Annotated in this window: 17 protein-coding genes, 1 tRNA gene and 3 rRNA genes; all 21 read left to right on the forward strand. The window is 50.3% G+C overall.

What is annotated here, in order from left to right; translation table 11 throughout:
* The first annotated feature begins 1 nt into the window (after position 1).
* The 21 genes from pabA to MHI43_RS00435 all read left to right on the forward strand — a co-directional run bounded on the left by pabA (position 2) and on the right by MHI43_RS00435 (position 21713).
* Complete coding sequence (gene pabA / locus MHI43_RS00335) at positions 2–583, forward strand: aminodeoxychorismate/anthranilate synthase component II (RefSeq protein WP_009591892.1); 582 nt, start codon at positions 2–4, stop codon at positions 581–583.
* Positions 580–1467, forward strand: a complete 888-nt coding sequence (locus MHI43_RS00340) for an aminotransferase class IV (protein ID WP_036661683.1) — start codon at positions 580–582, stop codon at positions 1465–1467. Before pabA ends, MHI43_RS00340 begins: the two co-directional genes overlap by 4 nt.
* The gene (gene folP / locus MHI43_RS00345; protein ID WP_012818332.1) at positions 1464–2324 is read left to right on the forward strand and encodes a dihydropteroate synthase; all 861 of its coding nucleotides are present in this window, start codon (positions 1464–1466) and stop codon (positions 2322–2324) included. The genes MHI43_RS00340 and folP overlap by 4 nt, the downstream gene beginning before the upstream one ends.
* A 36-nt stretch (positions 2325–2360) precedes the next feature.
* Positions 2361–2723, forward strand: coding sequence for a dihydroneopterin aldolase (gene folB / locus MHI43_RS00350; protein ID WP_009591901.1), 363 nt, complete (start codon positions 2361–2363; stop codon positions 2721–2723).
* A 7-nt stretch (positions 2724–2730) separates the two neighbouring features.
* Entirely contained in the window at positions 2731–3279 is a 549-nt protein-coding gene (gene folK / locus MHI43_RS00355; RefSeq protein ID WP_036661679.1) for a 2-amino-4-hydroxy-6-hydroxymethyldihydropteridine diphosphokinase, read from the forward strand.
* Positions 3231–3437 carry a helix-turn-helix transcriptional regulator gene (locus tag MHI43_RS00360; RefSeq protein WP_036661677.1) on the forward strand — a complete coding sequence of 69 codons (207 nt, stop codon included), beginning with the start codon at positions 3231–3233 and terminating at the stop codon, positions 3435–3437. Before folK ends, MHI43_RS00360 begins: the two co-directional genes overlap by 49 nt.
* A gap of 222 nt (positions 3438–3659) precedes the next feature.
* Positions 3660–4691: a tRNA dihydrouridine synthase DusB gene (dusB, locus tag MHI43_RS00365; protein ID WP_036661675.1), complete on the forward strand. Its 1032-nt coding sequence runs from the start codon at positions 3660–3662 to the stop codon at positions 4689–4691.
* A gap of 210 nt (positions 4692–4901) precedes the next feature.
* Positions 4902–5378 carry a transcription elongation factor GreA gene (gene greA / locus MHI43_RS00370; RefSeq protein WP_009591919.1) on the forward strand — a complete coding sequence of 159 codons (477 nt, stop codon included), beginning with the start codon at positions 4902–4904 and terminating at the stop codon, positions 5376–5378.
* 174 nt (positions 5379–5552) lie between these two features.
* The gene (gene lysS, locus MHI43_RS00375; RefSeq protein ID WP_012818337.1) at positions 5553–7064 is read left to right on the forward strand and encodes a lysine--tRNA ligase; all 1512 of its coding nucleotides are present in this window, start codon (positions 5553–5555) and stop codon (positions 7062–7064) included.
* A 668-nt stretch (positions 7065–7732) separates the two neighbouring features.
* Positions 7733–9287, forward strand: a 16S ribosomal RNA gene (locus MHI43_RS00380).
* A 415-nt stretch (positions 9288–9702) separates the two neighbouring features.
* Positions 9703–12630: ribosomal RNA gene (locus MHI43_RS00385) — 23S ribosomal RNA — on the forward strand.
* Positions 12631–12696: 66 nt separating this feature from the next.
* Positions 12697–12813: ribosomal RNA gene (rrf, locus tag MHI43_RS00390) — 5S ribosomal RNA — on the forward strand.
* Together the 16S, 23S and 5S rRNA genes form the textbook arrangement of a ribosomal RNA operon.
* A gap of 419 nt (positions 12814–13232) precedes the next feature.
* A complete protein-coding gene (gene guaB, locus MHI43_RS00395) occupies positions 13233–14690 on the forward strand; it encodes an IMP dehydrogenase (RefSeq protein ID WP_036662887.1) in 1458 nt (485 codons plus the stop codon).
* Positions 14691–14842: 152 nt separating this feature from the next.
* The gene (locus MHI43_RS00400; protein ID WP_012818339.1) at positions 14843–16261 is read left to right on the forward strand and encodes a D-alanyl-D-alanine carboxypeptidase family protein; all 1419 of its coding nucleotides are present in this window, start codon (positions 14843–14845) and stop codon (positions 16259–16261) included.
* 164 nt (positions 16262–16425) lie between these two features.
* Complete coding sequence (gene pdxS / locus MHI43_RS00405; RefSeq protein ID WP_036662885.1) at positions 16426–17307, forward strand: pyridoxal 5'-phosphate synthase lyase subunit PdxS; 882 nt, start codon at positions 16426–16428, stop codon at positions 17305–17307.
* Positions 17308–17322: 15 nt separating this feature from the next.
* Positions 17323–17910: a pyridoxal 5'-phosphate synthase glutaminase subunit PdxT gene (gene pdxT, locus MHI43_RS00410; RefSeq protein ID WP_012818340.1), complete on the forward strand. Its 588-nt coding sequence runs from the start codon at positions 17323–17325 to the stop codon at positions 17908–17910.
* A gap of 194 nt (positions 17911–18104) precedes the next feature.
* Positions 18105–19388: a serine--tRNA ligase gene (gene serS, locus MHI43_RS00415; protein ID WP_036662883.1), complete on the forward strand. Its 1284-nt coding sequence runs from the start codon at positions 18105–18107 to the stop codon at positions 19386–19388.
* A 73-nt stretch (positions 19389–19461) separates the two neighbouring features.
* Positions 19462–19550: transfer RNA gene (locus MHI43_RS00420), tRNA-Ser, on the forward strand.
* Between the two features lie 175 nt (positions 19551–19725).
* Positions 19726–20067 (forward strand): hypothetical protein, encoded by a 342-nt coding sequence (locus tag MHI43_RS00425; protein ID WP_009595528.1) that lies wholly within the window; start codon positions 19726–19728, stop codon positions 20065–20067.
* A gap of 104 nt (positions 20068–20171) precedes the next feature.
* Entirely contained in the window at positions 20172–20321 is a 150-nt protein-coding gene (locus MHI43_RS00430) for a hypothetical protein (RefSeq protein WP_012818342.1), read from the forward strand.
* A 306-nt stretch (positions 20322–20627) separates the two neighbouring features.
* Positions 20628–21713, forward strand: a complete 1086-nt coding sequence (locus MHI43_RS00435) for a hypothetical protein (protein WP_012818343.1) — start codon at positions 20628–20630, stop codon at positions 21711–21713.
* Positions 21714–21731: the final 18 nt, after the last annotated feature.

The raw sequence follows: 21731 nt of genomic DNA on the forward strand, positions 1-21731 counted from the left end.
CATGATACTTGTCATCGACAATTATGATTCGTTTACGTATAACCTGGTTCAATATTTGGGGGAGCTCGGCGAGGAAGTCAAGGTTTACCGGAATGATGAGATCGACATCGCCGGCATCGAAGCGTTGGCGCCGGACCATATCCTGATATCGCCGGGACCGTGCACGCCGAATGAAGCGGGCATTAGTCTGGACGTGATTTCGCATTTCAAAGGGATCATTCCCATCTTCGGCGTCTGCCTCGGCCATCAGGCGATCGGGCAAGCCTTTGGCGGCAACGTCATCCGTGCGGAGCGCCTCATGCATGGAAAAACATCCGCCATCCAACACACAGGAGAATCGGTCTTCGAAGGTTTGCCGGTTCCGTTCACCGCAACGCGATATCACTCGCTGATCGTTGAGAAGGAGACCCTCCCCGAGGAGCTGGAGATTACCGCCTGGACGGAAGAGGGCGAAATCATGGGGCTTCGGCACAAGCATTATCCCGTGGAAGGCGTGCAGTTTCATCCGGAATCCATCATTACCGACCATGGCCATCAGATGCTGCGCAACTTCCTGAAGCGCACGGCTGGCGCCAAGGCATGAAATATATAGGCATGAACGGCGGCATCGTTGAAGCTGCCGACGCGGTCATACCTGTGATGGATCATGGGCTTTTGTACGGAATGGGTCTATTCGAGACCTTCCGCACGTATCAAGGGAAGCCCTTTTTGCTAGAGCGGCATTTGAACCGGCTGGCGGACTGCTGCCGGGAGCTTGGGATCGCCCACAAGGCGGATGCCGAGAGGATCAGCGGCTGGATTGCGGAGCTGATGGAGGCGAACGGCCTTCAGGATGCCTATATACGGTACACCGTAACCGCAGGAGAAGGATTACTCGGTTTGCCTGCCGGAGATTATGCGAAGCCGGCCGAGATATTATTCGCCAAGGAGCTGCCGGCCGCCAACGCTGCGCTCTACGAGACAGGCAGAGCCATGAGGCTGCTGTCCCTACCGCGGAACACGCCGGAATCATCGGTCCGGATGAAATCCCTGCATTATATGAACAATATACTCGCAAAGCGGGAATTGGCAAGATATCCGGAACCATCGGGTGGTCCGCCAGAGGGGCTGATGTTAACTTCGGCGGGAGACGTGGCCGAAGGCATCGTCAGCAACGTCTTTTTCGTCAAGAAGGGGCGTTTATATACGCCGGACGTGGGTACCGGCATTTTGCCGGGGATTACCCGGGCAGTGGTGCTGGAATTGGCTGCCTATCTTGGCATCGAGGCCGAAGAAGGCCGTTATGGTTGGGATGTATTTACCGGAGCGGATGAAATATTTACCACAGGCTCTGTTCAGGAGATTGTTCCGGTTACGACGCTGTTTGGAGTAGAAAGCGAGGCTCTGACCATCGGACAAGGAGTGGCCGGCCCGATAACCCGTACATTGCTGTATGCGTATAGAAGGAAAGCAGGGCTTGATATATGAAAACAACCATCTATGAACGTGAATATCGTTTGGGCAAGGACGCTGAGTTAAAGCTCGGTCAATCGACGCTTATTATGGGCATATTGAATGTGACGCCGGATTCGTTCTCGGACGGAGGCCGTTATAACGACACGGAGCGAGCGGTGGAGCATGCGCTTCAGCTGATTGAGGAGGGAGCCGACATCATCGATATCGGCGGGGAATCGACGCGGCCGGGACACGAGCCGGTTGGAGCTTCAGAGGAGCTTGCGCGCGTAATCCCGGTTATTGAAGCTATTCACCGGCACGCGCCGCAAATTCCGTTGTCGATTGACACCTATAAAGCGGAAGTGGCGCGCCAGGCAATTGGAGCGGGGGCTCATATCATTAATGATATCTGGGGCTTTAAAGACGATCCTGATATGCCTAAGACGGCGGCAGAGCTCGGATGCCCGGTCATTCTTATGCATAATCGACGCGAACGAAATTACACGAATCTGATAGAAGACGTAAAACGCGATTTGCTGGAAAGCGTCGAAATTGCGCGCACTGCCGGTGTGCAGGATCACCAAATATTGCTTGATCCGGGCATCGGGTTTGCAAAGGACTATGACGAGAACATGAAAGTGATGGCATCACTCGATCAGCTTGTGGGATTGGGGTTTCCGGTACTGCTGGCTACCTCCCGCAAAAGGTTTATCCAAACCGCGCTTGGCGCTCCGGCACAAGACGTGCTGGAAGGAACGGCAGCCACCGTCGCATACGGGATTGCGCAAGGCTGTCAGATCGTTCGGGTGCACGACGTGAAGCATATGAAACGGACAGCCAAGATGTGCGATGCCATGACTTACGCTTCAACGGAGCTTCAACGCAACTAATTTTTTGGGATCAAGGATGGAAGGGCGGAGTACGAGATGGATAAAATGATACTGAGCCGCATGGAATACTACGGTTACCACGGTGTGTTTGAGGAAGAGCGGAAGCTGGGCCAACGATTCTATGTGGATCTTGAGCTGGAGATGGATTTGAGCAAAGCCGCGAAGACGGATGATCTGACATTAACGGTAAATTATGCAGAAATTCATGAACTCCTGCTGGAGATTATGCGGACGGAGTCGTTCCGCCTGATTGAAGCTTTAGCGGAGCATATTGCATCTAAGGTATTGGACACTTATACTATTATCGATGCTTTAACGGTCCGATTGACGAAGCCGCACCCGCCTTTTGACATTCATTTTGAAGGTGTGACCATTGAGCTGCACCGGACCAGGAAGTGAGACGATCATGAATTCACACGCCACCTCTGATTGTTCAGAGGCTTATATTGCTTTAGGGGCCAATTTGGGAGACCGCGAGGGGAACCTGATGGAGGCTTTGGAACGGTTGGATGAAGTGCCAGGCATTGAGGTAGACCGCGTATCCAACCTGTATGAGACCGAACCGGTCGGTTACGTGGATCAGCCGATGTTCCTTAATATGGCCGCAGCCGTGTCGACATCGCTGAGTCCCCATGAGCTGCTTGCCGTAATGCAGCAAATCGAGAAACAGCTCGGCCGGGTCCGTCATATTCACTGGGGACCACGGACGGTGGATCTGGATCTGTTATGGATGGAAGGACGCCGTCTGGATACGCCGGACCTCGTTCTGCCGCATCCCCGCATGCAGGAACGGGCTTTCGTTCTCAGGCCGCTGGCCGATATCGTGTCTGAGCTTGAACCTTCTGGTCTGTACCCCGTGGTGAAGACAGCACTTGAGAACCTGGAAGGAAAGGAAGGAATTCAGCTTTGGAAAACAAGCAGCTGGCGCAGCGTATCCGCGCTTTCCGAAAATTGAAGGGTTTGACCCAGCAAGAGCTCGCCGAGCGATCCGGTATTTCTCTGGCTGTTCTTGGCGCAATCGAGCGGGGGAACCGCCGTGCCGAGGAGCAGATGCTGGTTCAGATTGCCGACGTGCTGGAGATTACGTTGCAGGAGCTTAAGGAACGGAGCTAGATTATCTATCGTGACGGGATTCAGGTTTATTTTTTAGAGACCCTGCCATTAATATAGGAAGATGCTTCTTGGATGGGATCTACAAGAATGAGTGTATTTTGCGGACTGGACGATTGCGCGATTCATGGGTATGATGGTTTGGTTTGAAACTTAGGGATTTCACACTCAAGAAGCGAGATCCTTCAACAATAAATATTTGAAAATAAAGGAGGGAAACATGGAATGGATCAATTGAAAATCGGAAACGTTGAAATGAAAAACCAAGTGGTTCTGGCGCCGATGGCTGGCGTGTGCAATCCGGCGTTCCGATTGATCGCCAAGGAATTCGGCACCGGTCTGGTCTGCGCCGAAATGGTCAGCGGCAAGGCGATCGTTCACGGCAACAAGCGCACCCAGGAAATGCTGTTCGTCGACGAGCGGGAGAAGCCGTTGAGCCTGCAAATTTTTGGCGGCGACCGCGTATCCCTGGTGGAAGCGGCCAAAGTCGTCGATCAGCAGACGAATGCCGATATCATCGACATCAACATGGGCTGCCCTGCACCGAAGGTAACGAAGATGGATGCGGGAGCGCGCTGGCTTCTGGATTCGAACAAAATCTATGAGATGGTCGCGGCGGTTGTCGATGCCGTGAACAAACCGGTCACGGTGAAAATGCGCACAGGCTGGGATAGCGATCATATCTATGCTGTCGAAAATGCGCAGGCTGTCGAACGGGCGGGCGGTCAAGCCGTCAGCGTTCACGGACGTACGCGCGAGCAGCTCTACACCGGGCACGCAGATTGGGACATCATTCGCCAAGTGAAAGAAGCCGTCTCCATTCCGGTTATCGGCAACGGCGACGTAGTGACGCCGGAAGATGCTCGACGGATGCTGGATACGACGGGATGCGATGGCGTCATGATCGGTCGTGGAGCGCTGGGGAATCCTTGGATGCTGTACCGTACCGTGGAATACCTGAAGACGGGCCAGCTGCTGTCGGATCCGTCTCCTCAGGAGAAAATCCGGATAGCCATCCTGCATATGGACCGGTTGATCGCCCTGCGCGGCGAAGCGGTAGCGGTTAGAGAGATGCGCAAGCATCTTTCCTGGTACTTGAAAGGGCTCAAGGGATCGGCTCGCATTAAAGATATTATTATGGAAGAAACGAAGCGCGATGAATTGGTCAGCCTTCTGAACAACTTTGTGAACAATCTGGAGGACCATGAAGAATCGGCAAAAAGCGTATACCCTCAAGCCGCTGCGGCGATTGGATAATACGAGGTGCAGGCTGTTAACGGTTGCGTATATGCGACATCCGTGACAGCCTTTGCGCGCATTGACTTTTTGAAATGGTTCCCATATAATCTTTCAGTATAAATTCAAGAAATTGAGCAGGCATCAGAGGGAAGTTCTGATCCCCAAGAATTCGCATATAGTATGTTGATACCGTGGTTTAAATTATTTACATGACAGGAGAATCGGTTAATGAGCGATAAAGAAGTCATTCTTACCCAGGACGGTCTGAAGAAACTGGAGGACGAACTTGAGAATCTGAAGTCTGTGAAGCGCCGCGAGGTGGCTGAGCGGATTAAAGTTGCCATCGGTTATGGCGATATTAGTGAAAACTCCGAATATGAAGACGCCAAGAACGAGCAAGCCTTTATCGAAGGCCGGATTATCACGCTGGAGAAAATGCTCCGTAATGCGCGCATCATCAACAACGATGATATCAATACCGATGTAGTCGGCGTGGGCAACACGGTGATCGTGGAGGATTTGGAATTTGGCGACACGATGGAATATACCATTGTAGGTACGGCTGAATCGGATCCGCTTAACAACAAAATCTCGAACGAGAGCCCTGTCGGCAAAGCGATTATCGGCAAGCAAAAAGGATCGGTTGTGGATGTTAACGTTCCTGCGGGCGTTATTCAATATAAAATTGTAGACATTAAGAAGTAAGTCGGAATGTGGTGTAGAAAGCTTCCTTCGGGGGGCTTTTTTAAATAGGTTAGGGCCGGGTTGAGGGCTTAATGGATGGATGGCATGTCTTGAAAAATGGCTGCCCTACCGTTAAGTCCTTGCCGAATGTGTACGGGATTCACTATGGAAGCGAAATGAAGGAGATGAATGACGATGACGGAAGAAATGAACAACCAGGAACAAGAACAGGAGTTAAGTGAGCTTTTGCAAATCCGCCGCAACAAATTGGACGAGCTTCGCAAGCTGGGCATCGATCCGTTTGGCGGAAAATACGAAAGAGAACATCACGCAGGTGATATTCTGAAACAGTACGACGAGCTCTCCAAGGAAGAGTTGGAAGAGAAGCAGGTGGAAGTGAACCTGGCTGGACGAATTATGGCTAAACGCGGCATGGGCAAGGCCTCTTTTGCTCATATTCAGGATTTGAGCGGCCGGATTCAGATTTATGTTCGCCAGGATTCCGTTGCAGAAGCGCAGTATGAAGCATTCAGCATCCTTGATCTGGGTGACATCATCGGGGTAAAAGGGGTCTTGTTCAAGACCAAGACCGGTGAAACTACCGTGAAGGTGAAGGAACTGGAGGTTCTTTCGAAATCGCTGTATCCGCTCCCTGAGAAATTCCATGGTTTGAAGGATGTAGAGCTCCGTTATCGTCAGCGTTACGTCGACCTGATCATCAATCCCGATGTGCAGAAAACCTTCATTACCCGTTCCCGGATTATCCAATCGATGCGCCGTTACCTGGATTCCCAAGGTTATCTTGAGGTGGAGACCCCGACCTTGCATTCCATCGCTGGCGGTGCGGCGGCACGCCCGTTCATCACGCATCATAATGCGCTCGATATGGAACTGTATATGCGGATCGCAATTGAGCTCCATCTGAAGCGCCTGATTGTGGGCGGACTTGAGAAAGTGTACGAAATTGGCCGCGTTTACCGGAATGAAGGGATCTCAACCCGTCATAATCCGGAGTTTACGATGATTGAGCTTTATGAAGCTTATGCGGACTACAAAGATATTATGGCACTGACCGAGAATCTGATTGCCCATATCGCCCAAGAGGTGCTGGGCACGCAAGTCATTTCCTATCAAGGGCATGAAGTGGACCTGACGCCGCAGTGGCGCCGCGTATCCATGGTGGATGCGGTAAAAGAAGTTGTCGGCGTAGACTTCAGCGTGGACATGTCCAACGAGGAAGCGCACCGTCTTGCCAAAGAACACAAAGTTCCGGTTGAGCCGCATATGACATTCGGTCATATTTTGAATGCGTTCTTTGAGCAATTCGTAGAAGAGACGCTGATTCAGCCGACGTTCGTAACCGGTCACCCGGTTGAGATTTCGCCGCTGGCGAAGAAGAACGACGTGGATCCGCGGTTCACGGATCGCTTTGAGCTGTTTATCGTGGCGCGCGAACACGCCAATGCATTCTCGGAGCTCAATGATCCGATTGACCAGCGTCAGCGTTTTGAAGCGCAGATGAAGGAGAAAGAGCAGGGCAATGACGAAGCGCACGAGATGGATGAGGATTTCCTGCGTGCACTGGAATATGGTATGCCGCCAACAGGCGGACTTGGCATCGGGATCGATCGTCTGATCATGCTTCTGACCAATTCCCCGTCCATTCGCGATGTCTTGCTGTTCCCGCACATGCGTAATAAGGAGTAGGTTTTGCTCCTTTCATAGATAGAAAAGAGGCAGTCGGCTATAGCTTTCTATAGTCGACTGCCTCTTTTGTGCATAGAGCGCGCTTTTGTTATGAATGTAAAGCTTGTGCTACATTCATTTGGTACAAACAATTAATGGACTGGGTGTTTAGGTGTCGTCTGCTTGGCGCCTATGATACTTGGCTGGGGAACCAGCACGAACGGAGCTGCTAAAGATGATGGCCTGCAGTGGACCGTCATTCTGGGGACTCATATACAGCTTCAGTTATACCTATTCCCGAGAAGCAGACAGAATTAGATGGACTTAAAGAGTCATATAAGGCAAGCAAACGAGTGTATAATTTTACCTTATTCTTAATTTACGAAAAAGGGTTGCATATAGGCGGATGCCATGGTATATTATATTTCCGGCCAAGAAATACGGCCTGGAACAAATGCTTGGATCAACAAGCTAAAATGAATTTGATAAATAAATTCAAAAAAGCTTGCAATGATCGAGCGAATGTGATAAGATATAAGAGTTGCTAACGAGATAACTTGTTGGTAACAAACGAAGAAGTTGATCTTTGAAAACTGAACAACGAGTGAGTAAAACGAACCACTTCGGTGGGACGTTGAAATAGAGAATTGAACAAATTCTCGTCAGTTAAGAAATGAGCAAGTCAAACTTTATTGGAGAGTTTGATCCTGGCTCAGGACGAACGCTGGCGGCGTGCCTAATACATGCAAGTCGAGCGGACTTGATGGAGTGCTTGCACTCCTGAAGGTTAGCGGCGGACGGGTGAGTAACACGTAGGCAACCTGCCCTCAAGACTGGGATAACTACCGGAAACGGTAGCTAATACCGGATAATTTATTTTGCAGCATTGTGAAATAATGAAAGGCGGAGCAATCTGTCACTTGAGGATGGGCCTGCGGCGCATTAGCTAGTTGGTGGGGTAACGGCTCACCAAGGCGACGATGCGTAGCCGACCTGAGAGGGTGAACGGCCACACTGGGACTGAGACACGGCCCAGACTCCTACGGGAGGCAGCAGTAGGGAATCTTCCGCAATGGGCGAAAGCCTGACGGAGCAACGCCGCGTGAGTGATGAAGGTTTTCGGATCGTAAAGCTCTGTTGCCAAGGAAGAACGTCTTCTAGAGTAACTGCTAGGAGAGTGACGGTACTTGAGAAGAAAGCCCCGGCTAACTACGTGCCAGCAGCCGCGGTAATACGTAGGGGGCAAGCGTTGTCCGGAATTATTGGGCGTAAAGCGCGCGCAGGCGGTTCTTTAAGTCTGGTGTTTAAACCCGAGGCTCAACTTCGGGTCGCACTGGAAACTGGGGAACTTGAGTGCAGAAGAGGAGAGTGGAATTCCACGTGTAGCGGTGAAATGCGTAGATATGTGGAGGAACACCAGTGGCGAAGGCGACTCTCTGGGCTGTAACTGACGCTGAGGCGCGAAAGCGTGGGGAGCAAACAGGATTAGATACCCTGGTAGTCCACGCCGTAAACGATGAATGCTAGGTGTTAGGGGTTTCGATACCCTTGGTGCCGAAGTTAACACATTAAGCATTCCGCCTGGGGAGTACGGTCGCAAGACTGAAACTCAAAGGAATTGACGGGGACCCGCACAAGCAGTGGAGTATGTGGTTTAATTCGAAGCAACGCGAAGAACCTTACCAAGTCTTGACATCCCTCTGAATCCTCTAGAGATAGAGGCGGCCTTCGGGACAGAGGTGACAGGTGGTGCATGGTTGTCGTCAGCTCGTGTCGTGAGATGTTGGGTTAAGTCCCGCAACGAGCGCAACCCTTGATTTTAGTTGCCAGCACTTTGGGTGGGCACTCTAGAATGACTGCCGGTGACAAACCGGAGGAAGGCGGGGATGACGTCAAATCATCATGCCCCTTATGACTTGGGCTACACACGTACTACAATGGCTGGTACAACGGGAAGCGAAGCCGCGAGGTGGAGCCAATCCTATAAAAGCCAGTCTCAGTTCGGATTGCAGGCTGCAACTCGCCTGCATGAAGTCGGAATTGCTAGTAATCGCGGATCAGCATGCCGCGGTGAATACGTTCCCGGGTCTTGTACACACCGCCCGTCACACCACGAGAGTTTACAACACCCGAAGTCGGTGGGGTAACCCGCAAGGGAGCCAGCCGCCGAAGGTGGGGTAGATGATTGGGGTGAAGTCGTAACAAGGTAGCCGTATCGGAAGGTGCGGCTGGATCACCTCCTTTCTATGGAGAATCGTTTCCCGCAGCGGAAACATTCAAATATGACTTCGCAAGAAGTCACCCTTAAAATCAGGTTTAGGCCTGTTACTCACTCGTTGGTCAGTTTTGAGAGTTCAACTCTCAACTTGTTGATTCCAGATCTTTCTTGTAGATAAGATCGTTAAGAATTGATAAGATATTCTTCCGGCTGTTAAATAGCCGATTGAATTTGATCCTTGAAAACTAGATAACGAAACGAATTTGCGCAATTAGAAATATCCTTTTAGCTGAACTTGTGTTAAAACAAGTTTAATAAAAAAGTAGCGCGAAGGTTTTGGGATCATCGATCCTTTGGAAGTTTGTTTCTACCTATTGACTCGTTTAGTAGATCAGGAAACAAACGGACAACAGAGCGATGAGCGCAATAACCGGAGCAATTGGTTAAGCTACTAAGAGCACACGGAGGATGCCTAGGCGCTAGGAGCCGAAGAAGGACGTGGCGAACAACGATACTGCCTCGGGGAGCTGTAAGCAAGCTTCGATCCGGGGATGTCCGAATGGGGAAACCCAGCTGATGTAATAGTCAGTTACCCGTATCTGAATACATAGGATGCGAGGAGGCATACCCAGGGAACTGAAACATCTAAGTACCTGGAGGAAGAGAAAACAAGAGTGATTCCGTCAGTAGCGGCGAGCGAACGCGGAACAGCCTAAACCAGAGAGCTTGCTCTCTGGGGTTGTGGGACGTCTCACATGGAGTTACAAAGGAACATATTAGGCGAAGAGGTCTGGAAAGGCCCGCTATAAGAGGTAAAAGCCCTGTAGCCGAAAGTATATTCCCTCCGAGACGGATCCCGAGTAGTGCGGGGCACGTGAAACCCCGTATGAATCCAGCAGGACCATCTGCTAAGGCTAAATACTCCCTAGCGACCGATAGTGAAGCAGTACCGTGAGGGAAAGGTGAAAAGCACCCCGGAAGGGGAGTGAAATAGAACCTGAAACCGTGTGCTTACAAGAAGTCAGAGCCCGATCTATGGGTGATGGCGTGCCTTTTGTAGAATGAACCGGCGAGTTACGTTCCCATGCAAGGTTAAGGCGAGAAGCCGTAGCCGCAGCGAAAGCGAGTCTGAATAGGGCGATTTAGTATGTGGGCGTAGACCCGAAACCGTGTGATCTACCCCTGTCCAGGGTGAAGGTGCGGTAACACGCACTGGAGGCCCGAACCCACGTATGTTGAAAAATGCGGGGATGAGGTGGGGGTAGCGGAGAAATTCCAATCGAACTCGGAGATAGCTGGTTCTCCCCGAAATAGCTTTAGGGCTAGCCTCGGAATGAAGAGTCGTGGAGGTAGAGCACTGATTGGGTGCGGGGCCCGCAAGGGTTACCAAGCTCAGTCAAACTCCGAATGCCATAGACTTATATCCGGGAGTCAGACAGTGAGTGCTAAGATCCATTGTCAAAAGGGAAACAGCCCAGACCATCAGCTAAGGTCCCCAAGTGTGTGTTAAGTGGGAAAGGATGTGGAGTTGCACAGACAACCAGGATGTTGGCTTAGAAGCAGCCACCATTTAAAGAGTGCGTAATAGCTCACTGGTCGAGTGACTCTGCGCCGAAAATGTAACGGGGCTAAACACACCACCGAAGCTATGGCTTGATGCGTATGCATCAGGGGTAGGGGAGCGTTGTATGTAGGTTGAAGGTGTACCGTAAGGAGCGCTGGACAGCATACAAGTGAGAATGCCGGTATGAGTAACGAAAAGATCAGTGAGAATCTGATCCGCCGAAAGCCCAAGGTTTCCTGAGGAAGGCTCGTCCGCTCAGGGTAAGTCGGGACCTAAGGTGAGGCCGAAAGGCGTAATCGAAGGACAACAGGTTGAAATTCCTGTACCACCGTAAACCGTTATGAACGATGGGGTGACGCAGGAGGGTAGTGACGCGGACTGATGGATGTCCGTCCAAGCAGTGAGGCTGATGTGTAGGCAAATCCGCACATCGATAAGGCTGGGCTGTGATGGGGAGTGAAAATTACAGTAGCGAAGGTCATGATCTCACACTGCCAAGAAAAGCCTCTAGTCAGGTGAAGGTGCCCGTACCGCAAACCGACACAGGTAGGCGAGAAGAGAATTCTAAGGCGCGCGGAAGAACTCTCGTTAAGGAACTCGGCAAAATGACCCCGTAACTTCGGGAGAAGGGGTGCCTCGGTAGGGTGAATAGCCCGAGGGGGCCGCAGTGAAAAGGCCCAAGCGACTGTTTAGCAAAAACACAGGTCTGTGCGAAGCCGTAAGGCGAAGTATACGGGCTGACGCCTGCCCGGTGCTGGAAGGTTAAGGGGAGCGGTTAGGAGCAATCCGAAGCTGTGAACCGAAGCCCCAGTAAACGGCGGCCGTAACTATAACGGTCCTAAGGTAGCGAAATTCCTTGTCAGGTAAATTCTGACCCGCACGAATGGCGTAACGACTTGGGCGCTGTCTCAACGAGAGATCCGGTGAAATTTTAATACCTGTGAAGATGCAGGTTACCCGCGACAAGACGGAAAGACCCCATGGAGCTTTACTGCAGCTTGATATTGGATTTGGGTACGATCTGTACAGGATAGGTGGGAGCCTAAGAAGCATGAGCGCCAGCTTGTGTGGAGGCGACGTTGGGATACCACCCTGATCGTATCTAGGTTCTAACCTAGTACCGTGATCCGGTACGGGGACAGTGTCAGGCGGGCAGTTTGACTGGGGCGGTCGCCTCCTAAAGAGTAACGGAGGCGCCCCAAGGTTCCCTCAGAATGGTTGGAAATCATTCGAAGAGTGCAAAGGCATAAGGGAGCTTGACTGCGAGACCTACAAGTCGAGCAGGGACGAAAGTCGGGCTTAGTGATCCGGTGGTACCGCATGGAAGGGCCATCGCTCAACGGATAAAAGCTACCCTGGGGATAACAGGCTTATCTCCCCCAAGAGTCCACATCGACGGGGAGGTTTGGCACCTCGATGTCGGCTCATCGCATCCTGGGGCTGAAGTAGGTCCCAAGGGTTGGGCTGTTCGCCCATTAAAGCGGTACGCGAGCTGGGTTCAGAACGTCGTGAGACAGTTCGGTCCCTATCTGTCGTGGGCGTAGGAAATTTGAGAGGAGCTGTCCTTAGTACGAGAGGACCGGGATGGACGTACCGCTGGTGCACCAGTTGTTCCGCCAGGAGCATGGCTGGGTAGCTACGTACGGACGGGATAAGCGCTGAAAGCATCTAAGCGTGAAGCCCCCCTCAAGATGAGATTTCCCAGTATGTAAGACCCCTTGAAGACGACGAGGTAGATAGGTTGGAGGTGGAAGTGCAGCAATGCATGGAGCTGACCAATACTAATCGGTCGAGGGCTTATCCAAAATATATTTCAATGTGCTGCAAATTCGTTTCGTATCTAGTTTTCAGGTGATCAAGCATCTGAACCGTTTGGTGGCGATGGCGGAAGGGTTCCACGCGTTCCCATACCGAACACGACCGTTAAGCCTTCCAGCGCCGATGGTACTTGGACCGAAGGGTCCCGGGAGAGTAGGACGTCGCCAAGCGAAAAACCATAAAGACCGTTATCGATTACTCGATAACGGTCTTTTCCTATATGCCGTGTCGTGGATTTCTGATTTCTGGACTATCTCGAGCCGGCTTGGGTGATACTAAACGACAGTCATGCATCGTCTCCGTGATAATGCCTAAAGTGATGCAATATGGCAGGCCAATCTTAAACGTGGATAAGTCTCCATTTAATAGAAGAAAGCTGTCCGTTTGTCCACTCCAAAGGGACAGGACAACGCGCTGGATGGATACTTGCGAACTTCAGGAAATGGGCCAATTCAATCCTTGACAGCCTATGGGCCCTTTGCTAAGATGGCAATAATATATTTCTGAAAATACTTGAAAATGCCGTCCGGTCCAGCTCTGACAGTAGTTGTAGTCCGCAGGAAGACGACAAAAAGGAGGAATAACCCAGGTGTGGGAAGATAAGTTTAGCAAGGAAGGCTTCACTTTTGACGATGTATTGTTGGTTCCTAGAAAATCCGAGGTACTTCCAAAAGAAGTGGATGTTAGCACCAAATTGAGCGAGCACGTGAAATTGAACATCCCGCTCATCAGTGCAGGTATGGACACCGTTACGGAAGCTCCTTTGGCAATTGCCATTGCTAGAGAAGGCGGAATCGGCATTATTCATAAAAATATGACGGTTGAACAACAGGCGGAAGAAGTAGATCGGGTGAAGCGCTCGGAAAGCGGAGTCATCACCAATCCATTCTCGCTTCATGCCGATCATCTTGTATCCGACGCTGAGAAACTCATGGGCAAATTCCGGATTTCCGGGGTTCCGATCGTGGATGAGAACAATAAGCTGATCGGGATTTTGACGAATCGTGATCTTCGTTTTGTTCATGATTACAATACGGTTATCAGCGAAGTGATGACCAGCGAGAACCTGGTTACAGCTCCGGTTGGAACGACCCTTCAGGATGCCGAAATGATCCTACAGAAGCATAAAATCGAGAAGCTGCCTTTGGTGGACGACGATAATGTTCTTAAAGGACTTATCACGATTAAAGACATTGAGAAAGCGATTCAGTTCCCTAGAGCAGCGAAGGACGCTCAGGGCCGCCTGCTTGTAGGTGCAGCGATCGGAATCTCCAAAGATACCTTCGAAAGAGCAGAAGCGCTTGTGAAAGCCGGTGTAGACGTCATAACCGTTGACTCCGCTCATGGGCATCACATCAATATTATTGATTCCGTACGCAAACTGCGCGAATTGTATCCGAATCTGACCATTATCGCGGGTAATGTGGCTACAGGCGAAGGTACGCGAGAGCTTATCGAAGCCGGTGCATCCGTCGTTAAAGTGGGAATCGGTCCTGGATCCATCTGTACGACCCGCGTTATTGCCGGCATTGGCGTACCGCAAATCACGGCCATCTATGACTGCGCAACGGTTGCTAAAGAGTACGGCGTACCGATTATCGCAGACGGCGGTATCAAATACTCCGGAGAAATTACAAAAGCCATCGCGGCCGGCGCTAGTGCCGTTATGCTGGGCAGCATGTTTGCAGGGACGGAAGAAAGCCCAGGCGAAGCCGAGATCTACCAAGGACGCCGTTTCAAGGCTTATCGGGGCATGGGTTCCCTTGCTGCCATGAAACAAGGCAGTAAAGACCGTTATTTCCAAGATGACGACAAGAAATTGGTACCGGAAGGCATCGAGGGCCGTGTAGCTTATAAAGGGCCATTGGCAGATACCATCCATCAGTTGATCGGTGGATTGCGTTCCGGCATGGGGTATTGCGGAACGCAAAACCTGGAGGAGCTGCGGAATGATACCCAATTTATCCGCATTTCCGGGGCTGGTCTCCGCGAGAGCCATCCGCATGATATTCAAATCACCAAAGAAGCGCCTAACTATTCCTTGTAATTCACGGAAAAGAATAAGGATACACAGTATATGTCATTTATTTCCTGGACAAGCTGGATGAAATTCATCTAGCTTGTCTTTTTTTGATACCCCCCCTATGATAGAATAGAACAAGTTAATGACTTATTGAGAATTAGAGGGGAGTAATTCCATTGATAGACAAGTCTATAAAGAAGAATAAGCGACAACGAATTCAAAGAACGCTGGCATCCTTGATGCTGTTTAATATACTATGTTTCTCTGCTGCGCCTGCGGTTTCGCTCGCTGCGCCTAATATGCTGGCTACAGCGGATACAACCAAAGCTACGGAAGACAAAGCGGCAACGGACAAGGCTGCGACGAATAATGCGAAGCCGGACAAAGTGCCATCGGTCGATCAGTTGGGCTTGGAAGTGAGCTCTGCCGTCTTGATCGAGCCATCTACGGGCCAGGTGCTGTTATCCATAAATGCGGATGAAGCATTGCCACCGGCAAGCATGACGAAGATGATGACGGAATATATCGTGGCAGAGAAGGTAAAACAAGGCGAGTTAGCTTGGGATGACGTAGTCACGGTAGGGGAAAATGCTGAAAAAACCGTGGGCTCACGGATATTTTTAGCTGAAGGCGACCAACATACAGTGGAAGAGCTCTACATAGCCATGGCTGTCGGCTCGGCGAATGATGCAACGGTAGCATTGGCTGAACATGTCGCTGGTTCCGAAGCAGAGTTTGTTACCATGATGAACGATACGGCGAAAAAGATGGGATTGAAGACCGCTTTCTTCATTAATTCCACAGGCCTTAGCCGTGCAGATATGCCTGAGAAATACCGTCCTGCAGAAGATAAAGAAACCGTAATGTCGGCAATGGATACTGCATTACTTGCCAAGTATATCGTTGAGGATCATCCTGACTTTGCGAAGTTTACGGCCATTCAATCGCATAAATTCCGGCCGCGCGATACGAGTCCGATCATCAACTACAACTGGATGCTGGAGGCCAACAAAAGCATTACGAACTTCAAGGCCTATGCTTACGAAGGTTTGGACGGTTTGAAAACCGGTCATACCAATGCGGCGGGTTATTGCTTTGCCGGTACTGCTGAGCGTGACGGCATGCGTTTGATCAGCGTGGTTATGGGAACGAAATCCGAAGGGGCTCGCTTTAAGGAAACCAAAAAAGTCCTGGATTACGGCTTTGACAACTTCGAAGTGAAGGAAGTCCAAGCAGCCGGAGCAACCGTGCAAGGATTTGAAACCGTCGAAGTGAAGAAGGGCAAAGGAAAGGAAGCTGGGCTGGTGACCGATAAAGCCCTCACATTTGTTGTGCCTAAAGGTTCTAGCGGAAAGAACATTACCTTCGAAGCCAAACTGGATTCTTCCAGCGTGACGGCGCCTGTCGCTAAGGATACGAAGGTGGGCACGGCAACCTACTCATACAAAATCGAAGGCATGAAGGAAACCCAGACCGAAACGGTGAATCTCATCACGGCAGACGAGGTAGAGAAAGCCGGCTGGTTCAAGCTGTTCCTCCGTGCGATCGGTGACTTTTTCGCGGATTTGTTTGATTCCATCAAAAATCTTTTCTAAGCAGCCGATAAATTCCGAGTAAATGGGTTGTGTATTTGATTTTGATGCGGTAAAATATCAAGTTAGATTCATTGCAAGTATGCACCATACGGGTACAGACCATATCGCCAGGGAATGCTCTAAATGGCGATGAGATACAACATATAATCGGGAGGCTAGGGGACATGGAAACAGGAACATCTACTGTAAAAAGAGGTATGGCGGAAATGCAAAAAGGCGGCGTCATTATGGACGTCATGAATGCGGAACAAGCGAAAATCGCTGAAGCTGCCGGTGCTACGGCAGTTATGGCGCTGGAGCGCGTTCCTTCCGATATTCGCGCTGCTGGGGGAGTAGCACGTATGGCTGACCCAACCATCGTTGAGGAAGTAATGAAGGTCGTATCCATTCCAGTTATGGCCAAAGCTCGTATCGGTCATTACGTTGAAGCGAAAGTGCTTGAATCTCTCGGCGTGGATTACCTCGATGAGAGTGAAGTGCTGACGCCTGCGGATGAAGTGTTCCACATCGATAAATGGGATTTCACCGTACCGTTCGTATGCGGCGCGAAAGATATCGGTGAGGCATTGCGTCGTATCGGCGAGGGTGCATCCATGATCCGCACGAAGGGCGAGCCGGGAACGGGCAATATCGTGGAAGCCGTTCGCCATATGCGTTTGATCAACAGCCAAATTCGCAAGATTCGCAACATGTCGAAGGACGAACTGTATGCCGAAGCCAAAAACCTCGGTGTTTCCTATGACCTCCTGAAAGGCGTTCACGAGACGGGCAAGCTGCCTGTCGTTAACTTTGCCGCCGGTGGCGTGGCCACCCCTGCGGATGCCGCATTGATGATGCATCTGGGCGCTGATGGCGTTTTTGTAGGATCCGGTATTTTCAAATCCGATAACCCTGAGAAATTTGCTCGTGCGATCGTGGAAGCGACAACGCATTATGATGATTATAAATTGATTGCTGAAGTATCCAAGAACCTGGGTGCTCCAATGAAAGGCATCGAGATATCCAAGCTTAGTCCGGCTGAGCGCATGCAGGATCGCGGCTGGTAAGAGAGAAGGGGTAACATGAAGGTCGGCGTACTGGCACTTCAGGGTGCCGTTGCAGAGCATATTCGAAGCATTACGCTTGCTGGCGCCGAAGGGGTGCCGATCAAGAAGGTCGAGCAGCTGGACGACATTGACGGCTTGATTATCCCTGGCGGTGAGAGCACGACGATTGGCAAGCTGATGCGCAAGTATGATTTTATGGATGCGATTCGTCAGTTTTCAGCCCAAGGCAAACCGATATTCGGAACCTGCGCCGGACTGATCGTGCTGGCCGAGCGAATTCAAGGCGACGAAGAAGCGCATTTGAAGCTGATGGACATCACGGTGGCGCGGAACGCGTTCGGACGACAGCGTGAAAGCTTCGAGACTGATTTGCCGGTTAAGGGCATCGATGAAACGGTGCGAGCCGTCTTCATCCGCGCTCCGCTTATTCTGGAAGTGGGACCGGGCGTTGAGGTTCTGTCCACGTATAAGGATGAGATCGTCACAGCCAGACAAGGGCATCTGCTTGCGGCTTCCTATCATCCGGAGCTGACAGACGATTTCCGGCTCCATCAATATTTTGTGGAGATGGTTCGCTCCCGGGCGACGGCGCCACAGGCGTAACGTAATAGTTTCAGTAGAAGACATCTTGGCTCTTTGGCAGTATGTGGGAGTCAAGTTGTCTTTTTCGCTGGAATGCAATAAGATGTATCGTATGTAACAACGTATAATGCAGCCTTGTCCCAAGGCTTTTTATCAACAGGTAGGGCAGCTGCTTCGATATACTTGATGGATGTTTTACTTTAGGAGGGTTTCCCGTGTTAGACGTAAAAATATTGCGCAGCGAGTACAGTCGTGTTGAAGAAGCGCTGAAGAATCGAGGCAAATCGCTCGATTTGATTGCGGATTTTCCTAAGCTTGACGCCCGGCGCCGGGAATTGCTGCAGGAAAGCGAAAGTTTGAAGAATCGCCGCAACACCGTGTCGGCTGAAGTAGCCAAGCTGAAGAAAAATCGCGAAAATGCAGATGAGCTGATTCTGGAGATGCGCCAAGTGTCAGACCAGATTAAAGCCATGGATGAGGAAGTTCGTGAGCTGGAAGCCAGCATATCCGAGCTTACTTTGGCGATTCCGAATATTCCCCACGAAAGTGTGCCGATCGGTGCCTCGGAGGAAGAGAACGTGGAAATTCGCCGGTGGGCGGAGCCAAGAGCTTTTGATTTCGAACCTAAGGCTCACTGGGAGATTGCCCAGAACCTGAGTATTTTGGACTTTGAAGCAGGCGCGAAGGTTACGGGTTCCCGGTTTACGTTCTACAAGGGTTTGGGTGCACGGCTTGAGCGTGCCTTAATCAGTTTCATGATGGATCTGCACAGCGACAAACACGGCTATGAGGAAATGCTGCCTCCATATATCGTCAATCGGGACAGCTTGTACGGAACGGGACAACTGCCTAAATTCGAAGAGGATTTATTCAAAATTAGCGATACCGACTATTACCTGATCCCAACGGCTGAGGTTCCTGTAACGAACTACCATCGTGAGGAAATCCTAAATAGCGAGGATCTGCCTAAATATTACGTCGCATACAGCTCCTGTTTCCGTTCGGAAGCCGGTGCGGCAGGACGCGACACCCGGGGACTTATTCGTCAGCATCAGTTCAATAAGGTCGAAATGGTGAAGATTGTGCATCCGGAAACATCGTTTGATGAGCTCGAGAAAATGACGGCGGATGCGGAGCGAGTGCTCCAGCTGTTGAATCTCCCTTATCGCGTTATGACGCTATGTACCGGGGATATGGGCTTCGGCTCCATGAAAACCTATGATCTGGAAGTATGGCTTCCGGAGAGCGGCGTATACCGTGAAATTTCCTCATGCTCGAATATTGGTGATTTCCAGGCACGCCGTGCCAATATTCGCTTCCGTCCGGAGCCGAAGAGTAAACCGGAATTTGTTCACACCTTGAATGGATCTGGGCTTGCGGTAGGGCGTACGGTTGCGGCGATTCTGGAGAATTATCAACAGGCCGACGGCTCCGTTGTTATTCCGGAAGTGCTTCGCCCTTACATGGGGAATGTTAGCATCATCGAACTCAAGAAATAAGTTGATAACACAGATTGACTTGTGGTATAATGATTTTTGCACGTGATTCATTTTGCAGTGATCATTTCCACATGGAGAGGTACCGAAGCGGTCATAACGGGGCGGTCTTGAAAACCGTTAGGGGGCAACTCCACATGGGTTCGAATCCCATCCTCTCCGCCATACATATACAAACGCAAGCCGTTTCCTTCGGGGAACGGTTTTTTCTATGGTTTTTATGCTTTGTTTGCAAGACAAATGCACGGAAGCTTCGGATATATAGCACTTTATGCTTGGGGGACCTGCTGTATAAAACAGCGCCTGTTATCGCAATTTATAGAGAAGGGGAGGTGTGAACATGAACTCAGAACTGAATGTCGATCAGTCGACGCTGGTCAATGCTTGGCAGGAAAGGCTGCCGACCATACTCAAACCGGGGGATCGTGCAGAAGTGGCAGCAGACGAAGGAGATCCGAACGCCATCCGCATTCACATTGGCGCAGCAGGTCGTCAGGAGTATTCGTTTGATTTTCAATGCACCTATGTGGATTCCCGGGAAGTGAAGGTCGCTCTGATCGATGTAGAGCGTGACGGCGCGACGACGGATGAGCGCAATGAGAACATACAGGGCATGGTGGGCGATTATACGCGTCATATTCATGAGTGTGCTCAAACGCTGCAGCAAATCACGCATCACTAAGTTCCATGAATGAATGTGAAAGCTGTGATGCTCCTTTCAGACCGAAGCATCAAGGCCGATTGCGTAGAACAAACGCTGTGATCCATGAAATGGAGGGCTATCAGATGAGTAAACCAAAGTCGATTCCGGTGCCTGAAGCACAGGAACAACCGAGGCAGCGGAAGGACCATGACCGGGGCGGCCAAGAGCCGCTGTCAGGCTCGCACAGAGCGAAGATCCGCAAGCAGGATGGCCATTTTAATCCGGAGGGCTAACAGCCTTTAGGAGCAAAATACGAAGGCGCCAAGAAGCAAGAATCGAGAGAACTTCCTGTCATTCGACAGGAAGTTCTTTTTTCGATTTGAAACCTTTTGCTTCCAACTTCCGTATTAGTGTTCAAGTGTAATATTTTGGGGCCCCACCTTATTCGCATGTTAAGAAGTTTGAAATTAAGATGGATGGAAAAAGAAAGGAAATAAAATTTCAGTAAATATTCCAGAAAGTGTTTCTCATTTTGGTTAAATGGTTTATGATTAGAAGGTCTGTTATTTTTTTGACTGTTAGAGGGGAGAGAAATTTTAATGAACAAGAAGTTTGCAGCTATCATGCTGACACTGCTGCTCACGGTGACAGTTGTGCTTTCCGGCTGCGCCAAGAAAGAAGAGCCTAAGGCGGCAATGACCAATGCTGCTACGAACGCGATGAAGATGACATCCTACGAAATGAAGAGCAAATTTGTCATTGAAGACCTTCAAGTTAACATACCTGCAGTTGAAGGCGATCCAAGCGTAACACAGGCGATGACGATGCTGAAGAATGCGGAGGTTACACTGGACGGGATCTACCAGGCTGAGCCAATGCAAACCGAAATGAACATGGGCATCAATTTGAAGGGTGACATGGCGATGTCCTTCAACATTGATATGGTGATGACGAAAGAGAAAATCTACGTTAAAATTCCAAGCATTCCAATGCTGCCATTCCCGGAAGACGTTGTTGGCAAATTCCTCGTGATGGACATGAAAGAGCTTGCTGAGCAATCCGGCGAAACATTTAACCCAGAAACCCTGGATACCGAGAAGTCCCAAAAATTCGTTAACGAAATCCTTGAAGCTGTGCTGAGCGAATATGACCAAGCGAAATACTTCAAAGAGATCAATGTTAAAGATGCCGGCCTTCCAGAAGGTGTTGACGCTAAACAAGTGGTACAATTCTTTGTAACCAATGATAACCTGAATGAAGCATTGGATATTATGGTAAACAAGGTTGCACCTAAGGTTGTTGATATTGCAGCTAAAGACGAGTACCGCGAATTGCTGGGTCTGACCCAAGAAGACATCGATGCTGCTAAAGCTGAAGTGTCCAACGTCAACCAAGACGAATTCAAAGCGGGCTTGGAAGAAATGCAGAAATACCTGAAAATCAATACATTTAACATCAACACGGCTATCGATAAAAAAGATTTCCCTGCGTACCAAGATGTTGTGTTGAACGTTGATTTCAATGATCCAGAAACGAATGAGAACGTGAAGTTGGCTGTGAAGGGTAGCACCCAATACAACAACATCAACGCGAAACAAGAGTTCAAAATCGGTATTCCAAAAGACGCTGACGTCATCACGATGGAGCAATTTGAGGAATCCATGAGCCAAATGAGCACTTACTAATTTTATTCATCGCAGACA

Origin of the sequence: Paenibacillus sp. FSL H8-0457 (assembly GCF_038051935.1) — a bacterium.
GTDB lineage: Bacteria > Bacillota > Bacilli > Paenibacillales > Paenibacillaceae > Paenibacillus_AQ > Paenibacillus_AQ lautus_A.